Origin of the sequence: Pseudomonas sp. FP453, from assembly GCF_030687495.1 — a bacterium.
Taxonomy (GTDB): domain Bacteria; phylum Pseudomonadota; class Gammaproteobacteria; order Pseudomonadales; family Pseudomonadaceae; genus Aquipseudomonas.
This window is the reverse complement of sequence record NZ_CP117435.1, coordinates 1,895,097-1,918,555: the sequence shown is the minus strand read 5'-3', so window position 1 is coordinate 1,918,555 and position 23,459 is coordinate 1,895,097. Positions and strand designations below refer to the sequence as shown.

At 61.4% G+C, this 23,459-nt stretch carries 25 protein-coding genes; 12 read left to right on the top strand and 13 right to left on the bottom strand.

Translation table 11 applies throughout. From position 1 onward, the window contains the following. Window positions 1-35 precede the first annotated feature (35 nt). Both PSH87_RS08785 and PSH87_RS08780 read right to left on the bottom strand, forming a co-directional pair. Window positions 36-518, bottom strand: a complete 483-nt coding sequence (locus PSH87_RS08785; RefSeq protein ID WP_017734393.1) for a GAF domain-containing protein — start codon at window positions 516-518, stop codon at window positions 36-38. Beyond that, the gene (locus PSH87_RS08780; protein WP_026136474.1) at window positions 515-1,405 is read right to left on the bottom strand and encodes an ATP-binding protein; all 891 of its coding nucleotides are present in this window, start codon (window positions 1,403-1,405) and stop codon (window positions 515-517) included. Before PSH87_RS08780 ends, PSH87_RS08785 begins: the two co-directional genes overlap by 4 nt. A gap of 163 nt (window positions 1,406-1,568) precedes the next feature. Between PSH87_RS08780 and PSH87_RS08775 the strand changes: the two genes are divergently transcribed. Further along, entirely contained in the window at window positions 1,569-3,878 is a 2,310-nt protein-coding gene (locus PSH87_RS08775) for a response regulator (RefSeq protein ID WP_305433131.1), read from the top strand. On the opposite strand, the gene PSH87_RS08770 is transcribed toward PSH87_RS08775, so the two are convergent. The 3 genes from PSH87_RS08770 to msrB all read right to left on the bottom strand — a co-directional run bounded on the left by PSH87_RS08770 (window position 3,832) and on the right by msrB (window position 5,376). Then, window positions 3,832-4,323, bottom strand: a complete 492-nt coding sequence (locus PSH87_RS08770; protein ID WP_305433130.1) for a MarR family winged helix-turn-helix transcriptional regulator — start codon at window positions 4,321-4,323, stop codon at window positions 3,832-3,834. The genes PSH87_RS08775 and PSH87_RS08770 overlap by 47 nt on opposite strands. Further along, complete coding sequence (locus PSH87_RS08765; protein WP_017734397.1) at window positions 4,320-4,805, bottom strand: glutathione peroxidase; 486 nt, start codon at window positions 4,803-4,805, stop codon at window positions 4,320-4,322. Before PSH87_RS08765 ends, PSH87_RS08770 begins: the two co-directional genes overlap by 4 nt. A gap of 178 nt (window positions 4,806-4,983) precedes the next feature. Further along, complete coding sequence (gene msrB, locus PSH87_RS08760; RefSeq protein WP_305433129.1) at window positions 4,984-5,376, bottom strand: peptide-methionine (R)-S-oxide reductase MsrB; 393 nt, start codon at window positions 5,374-5,376, stop codon at window positions 4,984-4,986. A gap of 202 nt (window positions 5,377-5,578) precedes the next feature. Between msrB and PSH87_RS08755 the strand changes: the two genes are divergently transcribed. Next, on the top strand, window positions 5,579-6,790 hold the full coding sequence (locus tag PSH87_RS08755) for a pyridoxal phosphate-dependent aminotransferase (RefSeq protein WP_017734399.1): 1,212 nt from the start codon (window positions 5,579-5,581) through the stop codon (window positions 6,788-6,790). 304 nt (window positions 6,791-7,094) lie between these two features. Next, window positions 7,095-7,982 carry a protease HtpX gene (htpX, locus tag PSH87_RS08750; RefSeq protein WP_017734400.1) on the top strand — a complete coding sequence of 296 codons (888 nt, stop codon included), beginning with the start codon at window positions 7,095-7,097 and terminating at the stop codon, window positions 7,980-7,982. A 162-nt stretch (window positions 7,983-8,144) separates the two neighbouring features. Here the strand turns inward: htpX and PSH87_RS08745 are convergent, their stop codons facing one another. Then, the gene (locus tag PSH87_RS08745) at window positions 8,145-8,795 is read right to left on the bottom strand and encodes a thiopurine S-methyltransferase (protein ID WP_305433127.1); all 651 of its coding nucleotides are present in this window, start codon (window positions 8,793-8,795) and stop codon (window positions 8,145-8,147) included. Window positions 8,796-8,898: 103 nt separating this feature from the next. Between PSH87_RS08745 and PSH87_RS08740 the strand changes: the two genes are divergently transcribed. Beyond that, window positions 8,899-9,666 (top strand): class III extradiol ring-cleavage dioxygenase, encoded by a 768-nt coding sequence (locus PSH87_RS08740; protein ID WP_305433125.1) that lies wholly within the window; start codon window positions 8,899-8,901, stop codon window positions 9,664-9,666. A gap of 200 nt (window positions 9,667-9,866) precedes the next feature. Here the strand turns inward: PSH87_RS08740 and PSH87_RS08735 are convergent, their stop codons facing one another. Further along, window positions 9,867-11,540: a DEAD/DEAH box helicase gene (locus PSH87_RS08735; RefSeq protein WP_017734403.1), complete on the bottom strand. Its 1,674-nt coding sequence runs from the start codon at window positions 11,538-11,540 to the stop codon at window positions 9,867-9,869. A 423-nt stretch (window positions 11,541-11,963) separates the two neighbouring features. Here PSH87_RS08735 and PSH87_RS08730 point away from each other — a divergent pair, with 423 nt between their 5' ends. Next, the gene (locus PSH87_RS08730) at window positions 11,964-12,755 is read left to right on the top strand and encodes a crotonase/enoyl-CoA hydratase family protein (RefSeq protein WP_017734404.1); all 792 of its coding nucleotides are present in this window, start codon (window positions 11,964-11,966) and stop codon (window positions 12,753-12,755) included. 118 nt (window positions 12,756-12,873) lie between these two features. Here the strand turns inward: PSH87_RS08730 and PSH87_RS08725 are convergent, their stop codons facing one another. Beyond that, complete coding sequence (locus tag PSH87_RS08725; RefSeq protein WP_017734405.1) at window positions 12,874-13,629, bottom strand: spermidine synthase; 756 nt, start codon at window positions 13,627-13,629, stop codon at window positions 12,874-12,876. A gap of 124 nt (window positions 13,630-13,753) precedes the next feature. Between PSH87_RS08725 and PSH87_RS08720 the strand changes: the two genes are divergently transcribed. Further along, window positions 13,754-15,100, top strand: coding sequence for a class II 3-deoxy-7-phosphoheptulonate synthase (locus PSH87_RS08720; RefSeq protein ID WP_305433122.1), 1,347 nt, complete (start codon window positions 13,754-13,756; stop codon window positions 15,098-15,100). Window positions 15,101-15,203: 103 nt separating this feature from the next. Here the strand turns inward: PSH87_RS08720 and PSH87_RS08715 are convergent, their stop codons facing one another. Continuing rightward, the gene (locus tag PSH87_RS08715; protein WP_305433121.1) at window positions 15,204-16,433 is read right to left on the bottom strand and encodes a winged helix-turn-helix domain-containing protein; all 1,230 of its coding nucleotides are present in this window, start codon (window positions 16,431-16,433) and stop codon (window positions 15,204-15,206) included. A gap of 45 nt (window positions 16,434-16,478) precedes the next feature. Continuing rightward, window positions 16,479-16,673 (bottom strand): DUF1127 domain-containing protein, encoded by a 195-nt coding sequence (locus tag PSH87_RS08710; protein ID WP_305433119.1) that lies wholly within the window; start codon window positions 16,671-16,673, stop codon window positions 16,479-16,481. A gap of 70 nt (window positions 16,674-16,743) precedes the next feature. On the opposite strand from PSH87_RS08710, the gene PSH87_RS08705 reads away from it, so the two are divergent. Beyond that, window positions 16,744-17,625: a LysR family transcriptional regulator gene (locus tag PSH87_RS08705; RefSeq protein ID WP_017734409.1), complete on the top strand. Its 882-nt coding sequence runs from the start codon at window positions 16,744-16,746 to the stop codon at window positions 17,623-17,625. On the opposite strand, the gene PSH87_RS08700 is transcribed toward PSH87_RS08705, so the two are convergent. After that, window positions 17,615-18,364: a sulfite exporter TauE/SafE family protein gene (locus PSH87_RS08700; RefSeq protein ID WP_305433117.1), complete on the bottom strand. Its 750-nt coding sequence runs from the start codon at window positions 18,362-18,364 to the stop codon at window positions 17,615-17,617. The two genes, PSH87_RS08705 and PSH87_RS08700, sit on opposite strands and share 11 nt — an antisense overlap. A 107-nt stretch (window positions 18,365-18,471) precedes the next feature. Between PSH87_RS08700 and PSH87_RS08695 the strand changes: the two genes are divergently transcribed. From PSH87_RS08695 to PSH87_RS08685, 3 genes are all read left to right on the top strand, one after another. Further along, on the top strand, window positions 18,472-19,422 hold the full coding sequence (locus PSH87_RS08695) for a LysR family transcriptional regulator (RefSeq protein ID WP_305433115.1): 951 nt from the start codon (window positions 18,472-18,474) through the stop codon (window positions 19,420-19,422). Between the two features lie 78 nt (window positions 19,423-19,500). After that, on the top strand, window positions 19,501-19,953 hold the full coding sequence (locus PSH87_RS08690) for a MarR family winged helix-turn-helix transcriptional regulator (protein ID WP_017734412.1): 453 nt from the start codon (window positions 19,501-19,503) through the stop codon (window positions 19,951-19,953). 276 nt (window positions 19,954-20,229) lie between these two features. Further along, the gene (locus PSH87_RS08685; protein WP_017734413.1) at window positions 20,230-20,649 is read left to right on the top strand and encodes an organic hydroperoxide resistance protein; all 420 of its coding nucleotides are present in this window, start codon (window positions 20,230-20,232) and stop codon (window positions 20,647-20,649) included. 64 nt (window positions 20,650-20,713) lie between these two features. Here the strand turns inward: PSH87_RS08685 and PSH87_RS08680 are convergent, their stop codons facing one another. Next, entirely contained in the window at window positions 20,714-21,286 is a 573-nt protein-coding gene (locus tag PSH87_RS08680) for an elongation factor P (RefSeq protein ID WP_017734414.1), read from the bottom strand. A gap of 49 nt (window positions 21,287-21,335) precedes the next feature. Further along, on the bottom strand, window positions 21,336-22,469 hold the full coding sequence (gene earP / locus PSH87_RS08675) for an elongation factor P maturation arginine rhamnosyltransferase EarP (RefSeq protein ID WP_305433112.1): 1,134 nt from the start codon (window positions 22,467-22,469) through the stop codon (window positions 21,336-21,338). Window positions 22,470-22,601: 132 nt separating this feature from the next. On the opposite strand from earP, the gene PSH87_RS08670 reads away from it, so the two are divergent. Further along, complete coding sequence (locus PSH87_RS08670; protein WP_305433110.1) at window positions 22,602-22,970, top strand: hypothetical protein; 369 nt, start codon at window positions 22,602-22,604, stop codon at window positions 22,968-22,970. 5 nt (window positions 22,971-22,975) lie between these two features. Next, window positions 22,976-23,458 (top strand): GreA/GreB family elongation factor, encoded by a 483-nt coding sequence (locus tag PSH87_RS08665; protein WP_026136477.1) that lies wholly within the window; start codon window positions 22,976-22,978, stop codon window positions 23,456-23,458. Window position 23,459: the final 1 nt, after the last annotated feature.

The window sequence follows — 23,459 nt, the reverse complement described above, 5'->3', positions numbered from 1 at the left end:
GCAGGAGCGGACTTGCTCGCTCCTGCGGCACCGGGTCAGCAGTCGGTCAAGCGCAGGAAAATCGACGCCAACTGTTCGATGCCCGCCTGGTCCTGCGCGGTAAAGCGCGCCAGCGACGGGCTGTCGAGATCAAGGACGCCGATCAACTGTCCATCCTTGACCAGCGGCACCACCAGCTCACTGTTGGAGGCGCTGTCACAGGCGATGTGCCCAGGGAACGCGTGCACGTCCTCTACCCGCTGGGTTTGTCGCGAGGCCGCAGCAGCACCGCACACGCCACGGCCAAACGGAATGCGCACACAGGCAATCTGGCCCTGGAATGGCCCAAGCACCAACTCTTCATTGCGGTTGAGATAGAAGCCGGCCCAGTTCAGATCGTCCAGCTGGTTGAACAGGAACGCAGAAAACTGTGCGCTGTTGGCGATAAAGTCACGCTCGTCGGCGAGCAGCGACTCCAGTTGCGCACACAGCATGGCGTAGCCATCGAGGCCAGTGCCGGCTTGTTGTAGATCGATCACGATTGACGCTCCAGCAATTTGAGGCCCACCCAGTAACGGGCGAATTGATACGCGCAACGGCCGTTGCGATTGCCGCGCCCGGTTGCCCAGCGCACGGCAAGGATGTCGAGATTTTCATCACGCTGCCACTGCAAACCGGCCTTGCCCGCCAGTTCGCCGATCCAGTGCTCCACCACATCCAGGAAGTGCTCCTGGGTGAACGGGTAGAACGACAGCCACAGGCCAAAACGGTCAGACAGGGCAATCTTGTCTTCCACCGCTTCGCTCGGGTGCAACTCGCCGTCCACACGCTTCCAGTTGTCATTGTCGCTCTGGTTTTCCGGCACCAGGTGACGACGGTTCGATGTGGCGTACAGCAGCACGTTTTCCGGCGCCTGCTCGAGGGAACCATCGAGCACGCTCTTGAGCACGCGGTAGTCACCCTCGCCCGCTTCGAACGACAGGTCATCACAAAACAGAATAAAGCGTTGCGGCAGCTTGAGCAGTTGCTCGACCACACGTGGCAGGTCGGCCAGGTGATCGCGTTCGATCTCGATCAAGCGCAGGCCGGCCTGCGCGTGCTGGGCCAGCAAGGCGCGCACCATGGACGACTTGCCGGTGCCCCGCGAACCCCACAGCAACGCATGGTTGGCGGGCAGGCCATCGAGGAACTGCTGGGTATTGCGTGCCAGGGTTTCACGCTGCTTGTCGACGCCGATCAGGTCGGACAGGCGCATGTCCAGGCTGACTTCCAGTGGCAACAAGAAGCCGCTGCGGCCTTCACGCTGCCAACGGGCAGCCAGGCACTGGTTCCAGTCGATGGCTTGGCGCGGCGCGGGCAACAAGGGTTCCAGGCGGGCGAGCACGGCATCGGCTCGCTCCAGAAAGGCATTCAATCGAGAATCCACGATTATTCCTCTGGCAAGTTCTTGCAAAAGATGGCGTATTGGCAGCCCCGCGGCAAAACACACGAGGCTGCGTAAAAACCGATTAGTGCCGGGCAAGCCAGAGCCGGTGGATGTTCAGCTATGCTTGCCGGGCGAAGGGAAACGTGAAGTGGTTCAACACCCAATGGATATCAAGTTCGCCCACCGCTTGTCTTATAAACAAGCCCGATTGACTGTGCTGGTCGGTTTCGTCTTGGGAACCTTGCTCAGTCTGATCCAAATCGGCATTGATTATGCCAGCGAAGACGCATCCATCAACCGTGAAATACGCTCGCTGCTCGAAATCAGCCACAACCCCGCGTCACGTATCGCCTACAACATCGACGCAGAACTGGCGCAAGAGCTGACCCTGGGCCTGCTGCACTCTCCGGCGATCATCCGCGCCCGGTTGGTCGACAACAACGGCGTAGTGCTCGCTGACGTCAACCGACCTCGCGCGCAAAGCACCTACCGGCCCATCAGCGACTTCCTGTTTGGTGCCAATCGCCAGTTTGAAGACCGCTTGTTCCTGACGCACATGCCCAACGAGTCCCTCGGCGAGCTGCACCTTGAGGTCGATACCTACGCGTTTGGCAGCCGCTTCCTGCACCGCGCCGAGATCACGCTGCTCAATGGCTTTGCCCGCAGCCTGCTGCTGACCGGGATCTTGCTCGGCCTGTTCTACGTGATGCTGACCCAACCCCTGGTACGCATCATCCGAGCGCTGAGCACCAGCAAACAAACACGCCTGGATTGCCCGCCCGGTCACGAAAACGACGAGATCGGCGTGTTGGTGAATGTGGCCAACCAGCAATTCGAAAACATGCAAACCGAGATCCAGCAGCGCCGCCACGCCGAAGACCGTCTCACCGAATACCTGGGCCAACTGGAACATATCGTCTCGGCCCGCACCCTGGAGCTCAAGACCAGCAACCAGCGGCTGAGCCAGTCCAATGCCGAGCTGGAAGCCGCGAAGGTCAACGCGATTGGCATGGCGCAGGCAAGAGCGGCGTTCCTGGCCAACATGAGCCACGAAATCCGCACGCCCCTCAATGGCCTGCTGGGGATGATCGCCTTGTCCCTGGACAGCCCGCTGAACGCCGAGCAGCGCCAGCAACTGTCCATCGCCCATGACTCGGGCAAGGTGCTGGTGGAGTTGCTCAACGATATTCTCGACCTGTCCAAGTTCGATGCCGGCCAGCTTGAACTGGAGTCGATCCCCTTCGACCTCGGTTCATTGGTGGAAGACACCGCGAACCTGCTGTCGCAGAACGCCGCGTCGAGCGTCGAGCTGACGTGCCTGATCGACCCGCTGTTCCCGGCCCAGGTCATCGGCGACCCGACGCGGGTGCGGCAGATTGTCAGCAACCTGCTCTCCAACGCGTTGAAATTCACGCGCTTCGGTCGCGTGGACGTGCGTCTCAGTGCCCACAATGGCCAGGTGAGGATTGAGGTGTGTGACACCGGGATCGGCATTGCGCCAGAAGCACAGCTGAAGATATTCCAGCCGTTTACCCAGGCGGGCGCGGGGATTACCCGGCAGTTCGGCGGCACCGGGCTGGGCCTGGCGTTGACCCACAACCTGTGCGAAGCGATGCGTGGCCGCTTGAGCATCAGTTCCGAAGTGGGCTTCGGCAGCCAGTTCTGCGCCGACCTGCCGCTGCCCACCCACTTGCCCGCCGCCCGCCAGGCGCTGCTCCAGGGCGAGGTGATCGTCATTACCAGTGCCGGCAGTGGCCTGGCGGAGCTGCTGAGCAGCCTGTTGCCCCATTGGGGGCTCACGCCGCATTGCTATCCCCGTGACGCGGACATGACCGGGCAAAAACCCGACCTGTTGATCACCGACTGCCCGGAATGCCTGTTCCGCCTGCGCCCGACCCTCAGCGCCCCGATCCTGCTGGTCACCGCCTATGGCAGTTTCATGCCCAGCGAAGAAGTCGCCGCGCTGGCGCCGTTGCAACAACAGGCGCGCCCGCTGAGCCGCAATGCGCTGTACCAGATCCTGCAACGCAACTTGCGCAGCGACGCGCAACCGTTCCTCGACCCGATCCAGATGGACGCCCCACCTCTTACCCACCGGGCGCGCATCCTGCTGGTGGAGGACAATCCGGTCAATCAACTGGTGGCCAAGGGCATGCTCGGCAAGCTGGGCTGCGAAGTGATCGTCGCCGCCCACGGCGGTGAGGCGCTCAAGTGCCTGGAGGAACAGCACTTTGACCTGGTCTTGATGGACTGCAACATGCCGGTCATGGACGGCTACGAGGCCAGCCGGCAGATTCGTCGCAGCGGGCGCTGGCCGGACCTGCCCATCGTGGCCTTGACCGCCAACGCCCTGGCCGAAGAACGCGAGCGCTGCCGGGCGGCGGGGATGAATGACTACCTGGCCAAGCCGTTCCGTCGTGAAGAGCTCAAGGGCCTGTTGGACCTGTGGGTGCCGCGCTCGACAAGTCTCTGATTTGCGCGAGTAGCTGATCCAGACCGTCGCGCAGGGCGTCGGCCTGGTTCAGGTCGACACCGCTGTCGCACAGCAGGCGGGTTTTCAGGCCGTGGGCCTGGTCCCGCAACTGCACGCCCGCCTCGCTCAGGCTCAAATGCACTTCACGCTCGTCCCGTGCACTGCGCTGGCGGCGCACCAGCCCAAGCTGCTCCAGGCGCTTGAGCAGCGGTGTGAGCGTGCCCGAATCCAGCATCAGCCGCTCCCCCAGCGCCCTGACCGTAGGCTGGGCCGGTGATGCGCCGTGCCATTCCCACAGCACCAGCATGGCCAGGTATTGCGGGTAGGTCAGGCCGAGTCGATCCAGCATGGGTTTGTAGGCACGCGTCACCGCCCGGGATGCCGCGTACAGCTTGAAACACAGCTGATCGTCGAGGGCCAGGGACACATCTGGCAAGCCGGTCATTTGAGCAGGGCTTCGATCTCTTGGGTCAGGTCTTGCGGCTTGGTGGTCGGGGCGAAACGCTTGACGACCTGGCCGTCGCGACCGATGAGGAACTTGGTGAAGTTCCACTTGATGCCTTTGGAGCCCAGCAAGCCCGGTGCCTGTTGTTTCAACTGCACGAACAACGGGTGGGCATCGCTGCCATTGACGTCGATTTTCTTGAACAGCGGAAAACTGACACCGAAGTTCAACTCGCAAAACTCGGTGATCGCGCCTTCGTTACCGGGCTCCTGTTTGCCGAACTGGTTGCAGGGGAAGCCCAGCACCACCAGGCCCTGGTCCTTGTAGTCCTGCCAGAGTTGCTCCAGGCCCTTGTACTGTGGGGTGAAGCCACATTTGCTGGCGGTGTTGACCACCAGGATGGCCTTGCCGGCGAAATCGGCCAAGGTCTTTTGCTCACCCTTGATGGTGGTGCAAGGGATGCTCAGCAGGTTGTTGCTCATGGCAGTGCCTCAGGAACGGGAAGGAGCGACAAACATAGCGAGCAATTAAATTGCATGCAATTTAATTAACTGAAATAGAACCGTGGCGAGGGATCTTGCTCCCGTTCGACTGCGCAGCAGTCGCAAGCTTTAGGGGCGCTTCGCACCCCAGCGGGAGCAAGCTCCCTCGCCACATCGTCTAGCGGGGTACGAAGTCCAGGCACACCGAGTTGATGCAATAGCGCAACCCCGTCGGCGGCGGGCCGTCCGGGAACACGTGGCCCAGGTGCGCGTCGCACTTGGCACAGGTGACTTCGGTGCGGATCATGCCGTGGCTGACGTCACGGATCTCGATCATCGCGCTGTCGGCAATCGGCGCGTAGAAGCTCGGCCAGCCGCAACCCGAATCGAATTTGGTGCTGGAATCAAACAACGGCTCATTGCAGCAGATGCAGTGATAGACGCCATCGGTCTTGGTGGCATTGTACTTGCCGCTGAAAGGTCGCTCGGTGCCCTTGAGACGGCACACGTTGTACTGCTCGGGGTCGAGCATCGCCTTCCACTCATCAACGGTTTTCTGCAACTTTTCCATCGGTACACCTCGGCAACTGAAAAACCCTGATCTGTGTCTTTTCCGTAGATCAGGTGGCACGTATGATTGCGCCTCTTCAAAACGCCAGTCTGGCACCCGCGCTACCGGCATTCAAACGTATTTATGGGTGCGGGCCCCGCAGGATTCACAGTACGGTAGTGCCCCTACCTTCTGGATCGTTCATTTTCAGGATCACATCGCCATGCAGGTCAGCAAATCGAACAAGCTCGCCAACGTCTGCTACGACATTCGCGGCCCAGTGCTCAAGCACGCCAAGCGCCTGGAAGAGGAAGGCCATCGCATCCTCAAGCTGAACATCGGCAACCCGGCGCCCTTTGGTTTCGAAGCGCCGGACGAAATCCTCCAGGACGTGATCCGCAACCTGCCAACCGCCCAGGGCTACAGTGACTCCAAGGGCCTGTTCAGCGCGCGCAAGGCGGTGATGCAGTACTACCAGCAGAAGCAGGTGGAAGGCGTCGGCATCGAAGACATCTACCTGGGCAATGGCGTGTCCGAGCTGATCGTGATGTCCATGCAGGCCCTGCTCAACAACGGCGACGAAGTGCTGGTGCCGGCGCCGGACTACCCGCTGTGGACCGCCGCCGTGACCCTGGCTGGTGGCCACCCGGTACATTACCTGTGTGACGAAGGCGCCGACTGGTTCCCGGACCTGGCCGACATCAAAGCCAAGATCACACCGAACACCAAGGCCCTGGTGATCATCAACCCGAACAACCCGACCGGTGCCGTGTACTCCAAGGAAGTCCTGCTGGGCATGCTGGAACTGGCGCGCCAGCACAATCTGGTGGTGTTCTCCGACGAGATCTACGACAAGATCCTCTACGACGACGCCGTGCACGTGTGCACCGCCTCCCTGGCGCCGGACCTGCTGTGCCTGACCTTCAACGGCCTGTCCAAGTCCTACCGCGTGGCGGGTTTCCGCTCCGGCTGGATCGCCATTTCCGGGCCCAAGCACAATGCCCAGAGCTACATCGAAGGCATCGACATGCTGGCCAACATGCGCCTGTGTGCCAACGTGCCGAGCCAGCACGCCATCCAGACCGCCCTTGGCGGCTACCAGAGCATCAACGACCTGGTCCTGCCTCAGGGCCGCCTGCTGGAGCAGCGCAACCGTACCTGGGAGCTGCTCAACGCGATCCCCGGCGTCAGCTGCGTGAAACCCATGGGCGCGCTGTACGCGTTCCCACGGATCGACCCGAAAGTCTGCCCCATCTTCAACGACGAGAAGTTCGTGCTCGACCTGCTGTTGTCGGAAAAGCTGCTGGTGGTCCAGGGCACCGCCTTCAACTGGCCGTGGCCGGATCACTTCCGCGTCGTGACCTTGCCGCGCGTGGATGACCTGGACATGGCCATTGGTCGCATCGGCAACTTCCTGAAGTCCTATCGCCAGTAACGACAATGGCGCTGTGCGACCGAGAATCGGTCGTACAGCGAGTATCTGGCAACACTTCTCTGCCTTTTGCTCCCCTTCCCCTGTCACTGCCTGCCAAGGATCGGCAAGCCCCCTATAATTACGGGACGCGAAGGCATGGGTGCGACGATCACGAGCGGTTTTCCAGGTCGGAAAATCCCTTCAAGGCTCTACATTCAAGCTGTAGGACACAGTTTGAAATAGTCGCTCGGTTGAATAGCCCCATGCCGCACCTTATATACCCCGCAGTACGCGACATATTAAGCATGAGGAGAACTCTACAACCATGATGCGCATCCTGCTGTTCTTGGCCACTAACCTGGCGGTCGTGCTGATTGCCAGCATCACCCTGAGCCTTTTTGGCTTCAACGGGTTCATGGCGGCCAACGGGGTTGACCTGAACCTCAATCAGCTGCTGGTTTTCTGTGCGGTCTTTGGTTTTGCCGGTTCGCTGTTCTCGCTGTTCATCTCCAAGTGGATGGCGAAAATGAGCACCAGCACCCAAGTCATCACCCAGCCACGCACCCGGCATGAGCAATGGTTGCTGCAGACCGTCGAGCAATTGTCCCGCGAGGCCGGTATCAAGATGCCCGAGGTCGGGATCTTCCCGGCTTATGAAGCCAACGCCTTTGCCACTGGCTGGAACAAGAACGACGCGCTCGTTGCAGTGAGCCAGGGCATGCTGGAACGCTTCTCGTATGACGAAGTGAAGGCGGTACTGGCCCACGAGATCGGCCACGTGGCCAACGGTGACATGGTCACCCTGGCGCTGGTGCAAGGCGTGGTGAACACCTTCGTGATGTTCTTCGCCCGGATCATCGGCAACTTTGTCGACAAGGTGATCTTCAAGAACGAAGAAGGCCGCGGCATTGCCTACTACGTGGCGACCATCTTCGCCGAATTGGTACTGGGCTTCCTGGCCAGTGCGATCACCATGTGGTTCTCGCGCAAACGGGAATTCCGGGCAGACGAAGCCGGTGCCCGCCTGGCCGGTACCGGGGCGATGATCGCAGCGCTGCAACACCTGCGCTCCGAACAAGGCCTGCCGGTGCATATGCCGGACAGCCTGACCGCCTTCGGCATCAACGGTGGCATCAAGCAAGGTTTTGCTCGGATGTTCATGAGCCACCCGCCGCTGGAAGAGCGGATCGACGCACTGCGTCGTCGGGGCTGACAGGCCAGGGGTGTCACAAAAAGGGGCGATCTGATCGCCCCTTTTTTGTGGGTGCTTACATCGCCATCGCGGGCAAGCCCGGCTCCCACATTCGAGCTGCATTCCCCTGTTGAAATGCGCTCCCCTGTGGGAGCGGGCTTGCCCGCGATGGCGCCAGCAGATTCAGCGCTTGACCAACTGATACACCCGCTCCTCAAGCCGCGTCACGCCGTCCTGCACAAACTTCCAGCTCTCACCCAGGATGTCCTGCTCTAGCAGCACCTGCAGCGCCCAGTGCTCGCCTAGCAGCAGCTGCACCTCTTCATCCGTCACCGCGAACGGAGGCCCCGCCTTCTGCACTTGCTCGTAGTCCAAGGTCACCAACAACCCTTGGCAACCTGATGGCAGCCACGCATTCAGATGATCGGTGTACTGCGCCCGCATCAGCGGCGGCAAGGCAATCAACGCGGCGCGATCATAAAGCGCCGCGCAATCGGCCAGCACCTCGGCATCCAACGCGAAGAAATCGCCGCACCAGATCTCGATCAGATCCGCCTGATACACCTTGAACACACCCCGCTCGGTGATGCGCGGCGTCAGATTCTGCTCACTGAAAAACGCCTCGACCGCCTGCTCCGACAGTTCCACACCCACTACCCGCAGGCCTTGGCTGGCCAGCCACATCAGGTCCAGGCTCTTGCCGCACAAAGGCACCAGCACTTTGGCGCCTACCGCCAGCGACGGCCAGTGCCGTTGCAGATAAGGGTTGACCTCGGGCAAGTGAAAGCCGATCTGATTGCGCGCCCAGCGCTCCTGCCAAAACTTAGGCTCCATGGATCACCCCGAAAATTCGATCAAATAGCGCTAAAACTTATATTAGATTTAGATCAATGATCTGATTGAAGATGGGCCCATATTAACGCTCAGGACCCTTCTTATGCTCCCTAGCCTGTTTATCTCCCATGGTTCGCCCATGCTCGCCCTGCAACCCGGCGCCAGTGGCCCGGCCTTGCAACGTCTGGCCGCGCAACTGCCACGTCCAAAGGCGATCGTGGTGGTTTCGGCGCACTGGGAAAGCCAAGAACTGCTGATCAGCGGCAGCGCCGCACCGGAAACCTGGCACGACTTCGGTGGCTTCCCACGTGAATTGTTTGCCGTGCAATACCCGGCACCGGGCAACCCACAGCTGGCCGGCGAGATTGTCGAGTTGCTGCACGCCGACGGCCTGGACGCGCGCATCGATGAGCGTCGGCCCTTCGACCATGGTACCTGGGTGCCACTGTCGCTGATGTACCCGGCGGCGGATATCCCGGTGGTGCAGGTTTCCCTGCCCAGCCGCATGGGCCCTGCCCTGCAGACGCGGGTCGGGCATGCGCTTGCCAGCCTGCGCGGGCAAGGCGTGCTGCTCATCGGTTCGGGCAGCATCACCCACAACCTCGGCGAGCTGGACTGGCACGCCGGACCGGAGAGCATCGAGCCGTGGGCGCGGGATTTCCGTGATTGGGTGGTGGACAAGCTGGCGGCCAATCATGAAAGCGCGCTGCATGATTATCGGCGCCAAGCACCGCATGCCGTGCGCAGCCATCCCAGCGACGAGCACCTGTTGCCGCTGTACTTTGCGCGTGGTGCCGGTGGGGATTTCAGCATCGCGCACCAAGGCTTCACCATGGGCGCCTTGGGGATGGACATCTATCGATTCGGCTGAAGGAAAACGTGCGCCTCTCTGTGGGAGCTGGCTTGCCTGCGATGGCGGTGTAACAGTGACCAATGTGCTGACTGAACCACCGCTATCGCAGGCAAGCCAGCTCCCACACTGATTGGGGCTGACCCTAGATTGAGCAGGCAAAAAAAATCCCCGAACCAGTCGGGGATTTTTTATGTGCGATCAATCAGCCCAGGGGCGGATCAATCTTCGCGGTAGCGACGCAGCTTCAGCTGCTTACCGGCAACGCGTGTGTCTTTCAGCTTGGCCAGCAGTTTTTCCAGACCGTCTTCCGGCAGCTCCACCAGGGAGAAGCTGTCACGAACCTGGATGCGACCGATGGCTTCACGTGCCAGGCCACCCTCGTTGAGGATAGCGCCCAGCAGGTTCTTGGCAGCAATACCATCACGCGCGCCCAGCGCGGTACGGCAACGAGCGCGGCCTTCAGCCAAAGGAACCGGAGCACGACGCTCACGATCACCACGGTCTGGACGGTCGCCAGTACGCTCTGGACGATCACCGCGTGGCGCGTTGTTCGGAACCAGTGGGCGTTCTTTCTCGATCGCAGCCAGGGTCAGGGCTTGACCGTTGGTTGCTTTGCGCAGCAGGGCGGCAGCCAGAGCACGTGGGGTGCAACCGATATCGGCGGTCAGGCGGTCCAGCAAGTCGCCGTGGGTCGATTCAGCGTCAGCCACCAGTGGCGACAGGCTGTTGGTCAGTTTCTTGATGCGCGCATCCAGAACTGCTTGAGCATCCGGCAGGCGCACTTCTGCAACTTTCTGACCGGTTACACGCTCGATCACTTGCAGCATGCGGCGCTCACGTGGAGTCACCAGCAGCAGTGCACGACCTTCGCGACCGGCACGGCCGGTACGGCCGATACGGTGAACGTAGGACTCTGGATCGTATGGCATGTCAACGTTGAACACGTGGGTGATACGTGGAACGTCGAGGCCACGAGCGGCAACGTCGGTCGCTACAACGATGTCCAGACGGCCATCCTTGAGGGAGTCGATCACGCGCTCACGTTGGTTCTGGGCGATGTCACCGTTCAGCGCAGCGGCTTTGTAGCCTTTGGCTTCCAGGGCACTGGCCAGGTCCAGGGTCGCTTGCTTGGTGCGCACGAACATGATCAGGGCGTCGAAGTCTTCGACTTCCAGCAGGCTCAATACAGCCGAGGTCTTCTGGTCAGCGTGAACCAACAGGTGAGCCTGTTCGATCGCGGTAACGGTCTGAGTCTTGGTCTGGATCTTGACGTGCTCTGGGTCACGCAGGTGACGTTCGGCAATGGCACGGATCGACTGTGGCAGGGTCGCCGAGAACAGTACCGTCTGACGGGTCGGTGGCAGTGCCTTGAAGATGACTTCCAGGTCATCCATGAAGCCCAGCTTCAACATTTCGTCAGCTTCGTCGAGAACCAGGTGGTTCACGGTCGACAGCACTTTCTCGTCACGACGCAGGTGGTCGCACAGACGGCCCGGCGTGGCGACAACGATCTGTGCGCCATTACGGATTGCTTTCAGTTGTGGGCCCATAGGCGCGCCGCCGTAAACGGCCACAACGGTTACACCTGGCATTTGCTTGGCGTAGGTTTCGAAAGCGGTTGCTACTTGCAGCGCCAACTCACGGGTTGGCGCCAGGATCAGGGCTTGCGGCTCGCGCTTGGCAGGATCGATGCAGTGCAGGATAGGCAGGGCGAACGCGGCGGTTTTACCGGTACCGGTTTGCGCCTGGCCAATCATGTCTTTGCCGGCCATGATGATCGGGATCGATTGCTGCTGAATCGCCGAAGGTTCTTCGTAGCCAGTCGCGATGACGGCAGCAAGAATGTTCGGGTTAAGATTAAAAGCGGCGAAGCCGCCGGTTTCCTGGGTCATGGGTCTGCCTCTAAGTGCATCCGCAAAGACCCATGCTCCAAAGCTGCGCATGCCGTGTTGAGACTCAAGAGTCGCCCTGGCTGCTTTGTCGGCGGGGATTTGCGAAAACGAATGAAAGAAAAAAGATTCGTCAAGGAAGAGTCCGCTGTGCGGACGTGCAGCCGAAGCTGACTTCGGGGAATTGCGCTACCTAAACGCGGCCCGGTTAAAGGCCGGCGCGCACTATACCGGAAATACCTGAAAAAGGGAGCTTTTTTTATCGCAAAGCGCCGATAAACCGCGCTGCGTCACAGTCTTTGCAGATAAGTGCCACAGGGTCTATTTTTCAAAGGCCCGGCCCTGCTGGTCATAACGCTTAAACGGTTCACCCAACCCTTCAGGCCCTTCGGTCTGAAACCTCTCCCGCGCCCGAGGGCACACCCCATGAATCAAGCCAGCAGCAGTCGCGTCAGCCGTGAATTACAGGGCCATGTCTTGCTGCTGGGCCTGGACCGGGTGGCCAAGCGCAACGCTTTCGACCTCGATCTGCTCAATGAGCTGAGCCTGGCGTATGGCGAATTTGATCGAAATGATGAGGCCCGGGTGGCCGTGGTGTTTGCCCACGGCGAACACTTCACCGCCGGGCTCGACCTGGCGAATGTCAGCGGCGTGATGGCCGGTGGCTGGCAACCGCCGCTGGGCGGCTGCGATCCATGGGGCGTGTTCGCCGGCCCCAGGGTCAGCAAACCGGTGATCGTGGCGGCCCAGGGCTATTGCCTGACCATCGGCATCGAGTTGATGTTGGCAGCCGATATCAACCTGTGCGCGAGCAACACGCGCTTTGCGCAGATGGAAGTGCAGCGTGGGATCTTTCCGTTTGGCGGCGCGACGTTGCGCTTTCATCAGATCGCCGGCTGGGGCAACGCGATGCGCTGGCTGCTCACCGGTGACGAGTTCGATGCCCATGAGGCGCTGCGCCTGGGGTTGGTGCAGGAGGTGATGGCCAGTGAAGACCTGCTGCCCCGCGCCATCGCGCTGGCCAACCGCATTGCGCGGCAGGCGCCGTTGGGGGTGCAGGCGACGTTGATGTCGGCGCGCTTGGCACGGATGGAAGGCGAAACCGTGGCGGCCGCCGCATTACAGCCGATGGTGGATAAACTGCTGAATAGCGAGGATGCCAAGGAAGGGGTGCTGGCGATGGTGGAGAAGCGGCCTGGGGTGTTCAAGGGAATTTGAGTGGACTGTGAGGGCCCCTTCGCGGGCAAGCCCGCTCCCACATTTGGACTGCATTCCCCTGTTGAAATGCATTCCCCTGTGGGAGCGGGCTTGCCCGCGAAGGGGCCAGTTCAGGCAATCAAGTAGCCGGCCGGATAGCCTTGATCAACGCCTGCAACGAATACCCCAAGCGCGGCGCCAAGGCCTCGGCACGCGCCGTCAACGCTTGCATATCCAGCTCCTGATCCAACTCCGAAGGCACCAGCAAGATCACATTGCCCTCCTTCACCGGCAGTTCCCAGTAATGCCGGTGATACAACCCGCGCAGCAACGCCGCACCCAACGGTTTGCCGTCGTCGGTGGCCCACTGGTTGATCACCAGCCAGCCGCCGGGATTGAGTTTCTTCTGGCAGTTCTCCAGGAAGCTCCAGGCCAAGTGCCCGACGCCAGGACCGACATCCGTATACAGATCGACAAAGATCAGATCGGCCGGCTCAGCGGTCTCCAGCAATTGCAGGGCGTCGCCGATGCGGACGTACAGACGCGGATCATCGTCCAGCCCCAGGTACTCAATGGCCAGGCGCGGCACATCCGGGCGCAGCTCGATGGCCTCGACATCTTCCAGTGGCAGGAACTTCAGGCACGCCTGGGTCAGCGTGCCGGCGCCGAGCCCAAGGAACAGCGCGCTCTCCGGCTGCTCATGGCACAACGCACCGATCAGCATCGCGCGGGTGTAGTCGTACTCCAGCCAGCTCGGGTCGGCAGTGAACACACAGCTTTGCTCGATGGCATCGCCAAACTCGAGAAAACGGTAATCGGCCACTTCGAGCACACGAATCATGCCGAAGTCATCATGGACTTCGGCCAACAGGCGCTCGACACGCTCCTCGGTCATCATTACTCCTAAAGGGTTTACCGCACGGCAAAGGCGCGATTGTCGGCCAACCGGCGGCAACAGGTCACGCACTAATTGCTGATAACATTGGCGCCCGACCGTCAATCAGCCAATCGAGTTCAAGATGAGCCAACCCTGGAGCCCCGACAGCTGGCGCGCCCTGCCGATCCAGCAACAACCCCAGTACCCGGACGCTGCACACTTGCTGCAAGTGGAGCAGAGCCTGGCCAGCTACCCACCGCTGGTGTTTGCCGGGGAAGCCCGCGAGTTGCGCCGTCAGTTTGCCGAAGTGACCCAGGGTCGCGCGTTCCTGTTGCAAGGCGGTGACTGCGCCGAGAGCTTTGTGGAGTTCTCCGCTGCGAAAATCCGCGACACCTTCAAAGTGCTGCTGCAAATGGCCATCGTGATGACCTTCGCCGCCGGCTGCCCGGTGGTGAAAGTCGGGCGCATGGCCGGCCAGTTCGCCAAGCCGCGTTCGGCCAACGATGAAACCATCGACGGCATCACCCTGCCCGCCTACCGTGGCGACATCGTCAACGGCATCGGCTTCGATGAAAAAAGCCGCGTGCCGGACCCGGATCGCCTGTTGCAGTCCTACCACCAGTCCACCGCCACCCTCAACTTGCTGCGAGCCTTCGCCCAGGGCGGTTTCGCCGACCTGCACCAGGTGCACAAGTGGAACCTGGACTTCATCGCCAACTCCGCCCTGGCCGAGAAGTACAGCCAACTGGCCGACCGTATCGATGAAACCCTGGCCTTTATGCGCGCCTGTGGCATGGACAGCTCGCCGCAACTGCGCGAAACCAGCTTCTTCACCGCCCACGAAGCGCTGCTGCTGAACTACGAGCAAGCCTTCGTGCGCCGCGACAGCCTGACCAACGACTACTACGATTGCTCGGCGCACATGCTGTGGATCGGCGACCGCACCCGCCAGCTGGACGGCGCCCACGTCGAATTCCTGCGCGGCGTGAACAACCCGATCGGCGTCAAGGTCGGCCCAAGCATGAACCCCGACGACCTGATCCGTCTGATCGACATTCTCAACCCAAGCAACGACCCCGGCCGCCTCAACCTGATCGCGCGCATGGGCGCTGGCAAGGTCGGCGACCACCTGCCCAACCTCATCCGCGCTGTACAGCGCGAGGGCAAGCAGGTGCTCTGGAGTTCCGACCCGATGCACGGCAACACCATCAAGGCCAGCAGCGGCTACAAGACCCGCGACTTTGCGCAGATCCTCGGCGAAGTGAAGGAGTTCTTCCAGGTGCACCAGGCGGAAGGCAGCTATGCCGGCGGGATTCATATCGAGATGACCGGGCAGAATGTCACCGAGTGCATCGGCGGTGCGCGGCCGATTACCGAAGATGGATTGTCGGACCGTTATCACACCCACTGTGATCCACGGATGAATGCGGACCAGTCGCTGGAGTTGGCGTTTTTGATTGCCGAGACCTTGAAGCAGGTCAAGCGCTGAGATTCAGGCTGCCTGCACTGACGCCATCGCGGGCAAGCCCGCTCCCACATTTTGATTTGTGAACACGATCAATTGTGGGAGCGGGCTTGCCCGCGATGAGGCCCTAGAGGCCGACACCCATACCGATCATTGCCACCCTCAACCGCACCGCACTCGCCCGCTGACAATTCAACTGCACCCGCGCCAACCCCAACCAATCCGCCATCTGCCGCAAATTCAGCGCCAACGCCACCATCCCCTCCTCATCCAGCCCCGGCTCTTCCTCATGCACAGCATGCACCGCCAGGCAGCCATTCGCGCGCTCGGCCCGCAGATCAACCCGCGCGGCGATCCGCTCATTGTGCAAAAACGGCAGCACGTAGTAGCCGTATACCCGCTTCTCCTGCGGGGTGTAGATCTCCAGCCGATAACGGAAATCGAACAGCCGCTCGGTGCGACTGCGCTCCCAGACCAGCGAATCGAACGGTGACAGCAATGCACTGGCCGACACTTTGCGCGGCACTTTTGTCTCTGGCAGGCAGTACGCCGCCTGCTTCCAGCCTTGCACCTGGCACGCCAGCAGTTGCCCATCTTCCACCAGCTCCGCGAGGCGAGTGCGGCTGTCGGCGGGGTCCAGGCGAAAGTAATCGCGCAGGTCCTTTTCCGTAGCCACCCCCAAGGCGGTGGCACTGTGCAGCAACAAGCCACGCAGCGCTGCGGCTTCGCCTACGCGGGCTTGCAGGACTTCGCCCGGGATCACCCGCTCCGGCAGGTCATAGAGGCGTTCAAACCCGCGCCGACCCGCCACGGTGACCAGCCCGGCGGCGAACAGCCATTCCAGCGCGTGCTTTTCCTCACTCCAGTCCCACCACGGCCCGGCGCGTTCTTCACGGGTGGACAAGCTGCCCGCCCCGACGGCGCCTTGCTGCTCAACCGTCTTCAGGACGCGCTGGATAATCGCCTGTTGTTCACGCCCAAAGCGCGCCATCTGCGCGTAAATCCCCTGCCCTTGCCGTGCCCGCTCCATGCGCCAGCGCATCAACGGGTACAGCGCCATCGGCAGCAACGAGGCCTCATGCCCCCAGTATTCAAACAGCGAGCGCCGCCGCCCCTGGCTCCAGGCGGCCTGTTCAAGGATCTGCGCAGAATAGTTGCCCAAGCGGGAAAACAGCGGCAGGTAGTGCGAGCGCACCACCGCGTTGACCGAATCGATCTGTAACACACCCAGGCGTTCGATCACCCGATTGAGCTGCGCGGCCTTGATCTGTGCAGGCGCCTGGCGCCCGGAAAAACCCTGGGCTGCCAGCGCCATGCGGCGAGCTTGCTTAAGTGAGAAAGACAGGTCGGCGGGCATGGGACTCTCCGTGTGGGCGCGCCAACCACCCTACTGCATCCACGGTCATTTTCGCAGCGGATCTTGCCAGGCATGCAGGCGGCGCTCACGCTCCACATCCGCACGGCGCAGCCCGATGTCCTTGAGTGCATCATCGCTCAAACTCGCCAACACCTGGCGCTCCTGCCAGCGGACTAGTGCATTCAGCACCCCGCTAAATGGGCGCTTCGCCAGCAATACGAAACCTTTTTGACCTTTCATCTTTTCGCCCTCCCTTGGGGATGGCACAAGTGTGTGGCCCGGCTTATGATCAATCCAACGAATGTTTCTTATGCAATACATCTCAGAGATTGATCAATTGTCAGGCTACCCCAGCATCGACACCGAAGTACTGCGCACCTTCGTCGCCATCGCCGACCAGGGCGGCTTTACCCGCGCCGGCGAACAGGTCAACCGCACCCAATCGGCGGTGAGCATGCAGATGAAGCGGCTGGAGGAGGACGTGTTGCAGCGCAAGCTGTTCGAACGCGATGGCCGCCAGGTGCGCCTGACCCCCGAGGGGCAAGTGTTGCTGGGCTATGCGCGGCGCATCCTGAAACTGCACAGCGAGGTGTTCAACACCCTGCGCGAGCCGCATATGGTCGGGCTGGTGCGCATCGGCACGCCGGACGACTACGTGATGCGCTTCCTGCCGGGGATTCTCAAGCAGTTTTCCAAGGCCTATCCGCTGATCCAGATCGAACTGCACTGCGAGTCGTCAACGGTGCTGATGCAACGCCGCGACCTGGCCTTGACCGTGATCAGCCGCGAACCCACCAAGGAAGTCGGCGAGTTGCTGCGCACCGAACGCATGGTGTGGGCGGCAGCGCCGTGTTTCTGCGTGGATGAACATGCGGCCTTGCCACTGGCGATTTCCGGCCCCGACTGCCTCTACACCCAGTGGGCCTGCTCGGCACTGGATGCCATCGGCCGCGACTATCGCCTGGCCTATCACAGCTCCAATGTCGCGGCGATCCAGGCGGTGGTCAACGCCGGCCTGGCGGTGATGGTCAGCATGGAAAGCCTGGTGACCGAAGACCTGCGCGTGCTGGGGAGCGACCAGGGTTTCCCGGCGCTGCCGTCGATGAACCTGCACTTGCTGCGCAACCCGCTGATGGCCTCGCCCATCACCGCATGCCTGGCCGACTACATCATCGAAGGTTTCAGACTTTGAAGGTCAGCATCACCGCACACACGATCAGGAAGCCGCAGAACAGCCCGCGCAGCACCCGCTCCCGCAAGGCATGGGCGACTTTCACCCCCCAGCTGATGCTGAGCAAACCGCCGACCGCCAAGGGCACGCCGATCACCCAATCGACTTCGTGGTGCCAGGCGTAGGTCACCAGGGTCACGCCGGTGCTGGGCAATGCCAGGGCCAGGGACAGGCCTTGGGCGACGACTTGGGTGGTGCCGAACAGGCTGGTCAGTACGGGCGTCGCCACCACCGCGCCACCGACGCCAAACAACCCGCCCATGGAACCGGAGGCTGCGCCCAGCACCCCAAGCCATGGCCAGGAGTAGCGCATCTCGGCCGTCGGCGGCGCATTACGTGTGAACATGCGCAACAGGTTGTAGGCCGACAGCGCCACCAGGAAGGCGATAAAACCGATACGCATCGCGCCCGCATCCAGGCCCACCGCCCAGATCGAGCCCAGCCACGCAAAGCAGAACCCCATGCTGCCCAACGGCAGGGCATGGCGCAGTTGAATACGGTTGCGCTGGTGGTAGCGCCACAGCGCGAGCATCACGTTGGGCACCACCATCACCAGGGCAGTGCCTTGGGCAATCTGCTGATCCAGGCCGAAAAACACCCCCAGCACCGGGATGGCAATCAACCCGCCGCCGATGCCGAACAAACCGCCCACCGTGCCCAAGGCCACGCCCAATACCAGGTACAACGCTAAATCCAACACAGCTGGCCACTCCACAATCCCAAGGCCTGCATGCTACGCAGTCCGCTCTAGCACGGAAACGCACAGCAACGCACAATGGCTGTGCCGATCTCGCATAAGCGCCTGCCATGAACCCGAATACGTTGACCGACCAATTGAGCCTGTTCCTCGATGTACTGGAAACCGGCAGCTTTTCCGCCGCCGCGCGCCGCCATCCCCTGACGCCCTCGGCGGTGGCGCGGCGTATCGACAGCCTGGAAAATTCCGTAGGCAGTCGCCTGTTCCAGCGCAGCACCCACGCCGTGGTGCCGACCCCGGCGGGCCTGGCGTTTGCCGAGCGGGCGCGGCGGATTGTCAGCGAGTTGCAGTTGGCGCGGGCCGAAGCGGTGTCCCTCAGCCATGCGCCGGAGGGCTTGATCCGGGTGGATGCGCCAGCCGCGTTTGGCCGCCGGCACCTGGCGCCGGTGATCGCCGACTTCCTCAATGTGTATCCGGGGCGGGACGTGCACCTGCACCTGATCGACAGCTTTGTGGATATGCAGGGCGCGCACCTGGGCAAGGTTGACCTGGTGCTGCGGGCCGGGCATATCGTCGACACACGGCTGATTGCCACGCCGCTGGCCAGTATCGTGCGCATCGCCTGCGCCAGCCCTACCTACTTGAAAAGCCGCGGTACACCGCGCCATCCCCGCGACCTGAATGAACATGATGGCCTGGATTGGGATGGCCTGGCGCCGATGTTCGCCTGGCGTTTCGAGCTGGACGGGCGCCGCGCCACTTATCGCCCGCAGCGCATCCGCATGAGCGCCAACAATGCCGAGGCCCTGCTCTCCGGCGCCTTGGCCGGCTTGGGCATCGCCCATTTGCCGACGTGGCTGGCCAGCGAATACCTGGTGCGCGGCGAACTGGTGCCGCTGTTTTGCGAAGACGGCCTGCCAAGCCCGGAGACCACCGGCATCTACGCCCTGCGCCTGGAACAACAGCCCAACGCCCGCAGCCGGTTGTTGCTGGAATACCTGAAAACCCGTTTCAGCCCGGTACCGCCCTGGGATCTGGCCTTGCAGAGCGGTTTGGTCTGACTGCCCGGACAGAATTATCTGGCGCCTTAAACATTTGCCCGCTAGATTCCAGCCCATAGATGCTTTGCGAGGTACCCCATGAGCAAAAATCCCGCCCCGTGCGAATCCCTGATGCTGGACAACCAGCTGTGCTTCGCCCTGCACTCCACGTCGCTGCTGATGACCAAGGTCTACAAGCCGCTGCTGCAAGCCCTTGGCCTGACCTATCCGCAATACCTGGCCATGATGGTCCTGTGGGAAGAAGACGGCTTGACCGTCGGCGAAATCAGCAGCCGCCTGCTGACGGACCCGGGCTCACTCACCCCGCTGCTCAAGCGCCTGGAAGCTGAAGGGCTGCTGAGCCGCACGCGCAGCCGTGAGGATGAGCGGGTGGTGGTGGTGGAACTGACCGCCGCCGGGCGCGCCCTGCAGGAGAAAGCCATGGGCATTCCGCAGTGCATCCTGGGTGCCAGCGGCCTGGAGCTGGAACAGCTGCGCAAGCTGCAAGCTGATTTGATTGCGTTGCGCAGCAACCTGCAAGCCAGCGTCTGACACAGTAGACCTGCCGCAGAAACCTGAAGTGTGGGAGCAATCAATGTGGGAGCGGGCTTGCCCGCGATAGCGGTAGATCAGTCAAAAACCTATCGACTGACACACCGCTATCGCAGGCAAGCCAGCTCCCACATTTGATTTTGTGGTGTGGCAAAAAGATCGCGAGGGAAATAATTTGCAAATTTATCTTGCGCGCAAAACATTAGCGCTATACATTCGCCTCACCAACTACTTAGCGCGCAAACATTTAGCGCTACACACCCAGAGGACGACACCATGCAAACTCTCTACACCGCAGTAGCTACCGCCACCGGCGGCCGTGATGGTCGTGCGGTTTCCAGCGACAACATCCTCGACGTCAAACTCTCCACCCCCAAGGAATTGGGCGGTGCCGGTGGCCAGGCCACCAACCCTGAGCAACTGTTCGCCGCCGGCTACTCGGCCTGCTTTATTGGCGCGCTGAAATTCGTCGCCAGCCAGACCAAACGCAAGATCCCGGATGACGCTTCGATCACTGCCCACGTCGGCATCGGTCAAATCCCCGGTGGTTTTGGCTTGGACATCGACCTGCACATCAGCCTGCCGGGCCTGGATCAGGACGATGCACAAAGCCTGGTCGACGCGGCCCACCAGGTGTGCCCGTACTCCAACGCCACGCGCGGCAATGTGGATGTGCGCCTGCACGTCACGGTCTGATAAACAGACGCCCATAAAAAACCCGACGCTAAGTCGGGTTTTTTTCGTAGCGGCGGGGCCAGAATTACTTCTTGGCGCGACCTTTGTACGAACCACCTTCACGGGTGTCGATCTCGATCATGTCGCCGATTTCGATGAAATCTGCAACAGCCAGCTCGGTACCGTTTTTCAGTTTGGCAGGCTTCATCACCTTGCCCGAAGTGTCGCCGCGAGCGGAACCTTCGGTGTAGTCAACCTGACGCACGATGGTGGTCGGCAGCTCTACGGAAACCAGACGGTCTTCGAAGAAGATAGCTTCGCAGATGTCTTCCATGCCTTCTTCAACGAACGGCAGAACGGCTTCGATGTCTTCAGCGTTCAGCTCGTACATGGTGTAGTCAGTGGTGTCCATGAACGTGTAGGTGTCGCCGCTGATGAAGGACAGGGTCGCTTCTTTGCGGTCGAGGATCACGTCGTCCAGTTTGTCGTCGGCGCTGTAGACGATCTCGGTCTTGTAACCGGTCAGCAGGTTCTTCAGCTTGGTCTTCATGATTGCGCTGTTACGACCAGACTTGGTGAACTCAGCTTTCTGAACCAGCCAAGGGTCGTTTTCGAGACGGATCACTGTACCGGGTTTCAGTTCTTTACCAGTTTTCATTGCATATATCCGAAATTTGGATGGGATTTACAAAATTCAAGGTGGCATATCATATCCAACTTTCATAAAACTGTACCAGCGCCGTCGCAAGATCGGCCTGCAAGGCCTGTTCCAGACACCAGGATTCGGCGTGCTGGTTGATCTCCGGCCAGTGCTCCATGAGCATTTTCCACGGTTGCGCCATATCGCCCTGCGTGTTCCAGGCTTGCCACAGCGTGATCAGGGCCGCCCGCGCCGCCGGTGACAAGGCGGCGGTGTACAGCGCCAGGAACGCGTCGAGCTTGTCGAGGTGAATGTCTTCGTCCTGCCGGTAGATGTGCCACAACAGCGGCCGGCCGGCCCATTGCGCCCGCACGAAGGAGTCTTCGCCGCGCACAGCATTGAACTCACAGCACCACAGCAGGCGGTCATATTGGTCCTGGCGCACAAACGGCAGCACCTGCACCGTCAGGGCACTGCGCTGATGCACGTCGCCCACCGCAAGCCCCTCGACACCCAGCCAACGCTGCACATCACCGAGGATGCGCCCTTCCGGCACCAATAGATGGGTGGTACGCCCGTCCGTCGATAACACGTCCAGCCAAGCAGCGAGCCCGGCGTTTTCGTAGGCAAACAGCGAGATCAGCCGCGCAGACGTCGCCGGAAATACGCCCAGGGTTTGCAGGAATTTTTGCTGCGCGGCGGCATCCTGCTGAAACGCCCGACGCTGCTCAAGCAGCCCGGCCTCGCGCAACAGCCCGCCTGTACCCGCACGGAAACCGGGAAAGAAGAAGTACTTCTGCACGCCCTTGAACTTCACCGAGGGCAAGCGGTGACAGCCCACGACCCAATCCTCGGCGCTCAGGTAATCCAGGTTCATCCACAACGGCGGGCGTTCGCGCGCGGCCATGGCGTCCATATAGTCAGGCGGCAGCTGGCAAGCGAATGCGGCAATCACCACATCCGCCGCTGCCGCGCCCTGCCACTCGGCCGGCCAGTGGCACACGTCGACGCCGGCCTGCGATTGCTGGCCCAGTTGTACGTCGATCTCCGGGCACATGCGCTCGAACGCGCGCAGGTCATCAACCCACAGGCGCACGTCACAGCCATGCTCTGCCACCAATTGCCGGGCCAGGCGCCAGGTCACGCCGATGTCGCCGTAGTTGTCGACGACGCTGCAAAAAATATCCCAGCGGGCTTTCATTCCGGGCTCCAACACTTAAAGGCTCGATTGTCCGTATAAATGCGCCGATGCAGAAGACTTGATCGCGATTATTCTGCACGGTGGCTGTGCGACAATCGCCGCCACGCCGCAAATGCCTGCCAGGAGGCCGCCATGTCTGATCGTCCGTTGTCGTTGTTCAAACTCAGTGCCGCCATCGCGTTTGGCGTATGGCTGGGGTTTGTCGCCATTGCGCTGACCGCCTGGCTGGCGTCGCGTTATCTATTCCCGCAAAGCCTGGCGCCAGTGGCGCAGGCGGTGCAGCAACTGGGCACGCCGGTGGAGGTGCCACCGGAACCGCCGAACCGCCTGTTCGAGCAGTATCAACAGAACCTGCACAAGCAGGAACAGCAACAAACCCTGGACCAGGCCCGCAACAATGCGCGCAACCTGTCCAACCCCAAATGCCAGTTCTGGCTGCAACAGGACCAGAACGCCCCCAACGAAAAGACCCGGGCCAATGTCCTGCAATTCTGCGATTGATGACCATGAATAAACACGCCGTCCACCTGTTGATCCTGGAAAAGCTCAGCGTCGATCTCGACATCGCCCAACGCGCTGCGCAAACCGCCTACGAAACCGCGACCCACGAAGAGAATATCGCCGAGAACAAGTACGACACCCTCGGGCTGGAAGCGTCCTACCTCGCGGCCGGGCAAGCCAAGCGCGTCGAAGAGATCAAGCAGGCGCTGACGCTGTGCCAGAACCTGCCACTGCGGGCCTACGATGATCAACGGGGTATAGAAATTGGCGCGCTACTGGGCCTGGAAGACGAGAACGGTCGCCAGCAGTGGCTGTTCCTCGCGCCGGACGGCGCAGGCTTGAAGGTGGATGTGGTGGGGCAACCGGTGACCGTCATCACCCCGCGCTCGCCCCTGGGCAAAAGCCTGCTGGGCAAGTTCGAAGGTGATGAGGTGGAGATTCTGGTGGCAGGCGCCCGGCAACACTTTACGGTTACCGAGGCCAAGTAAG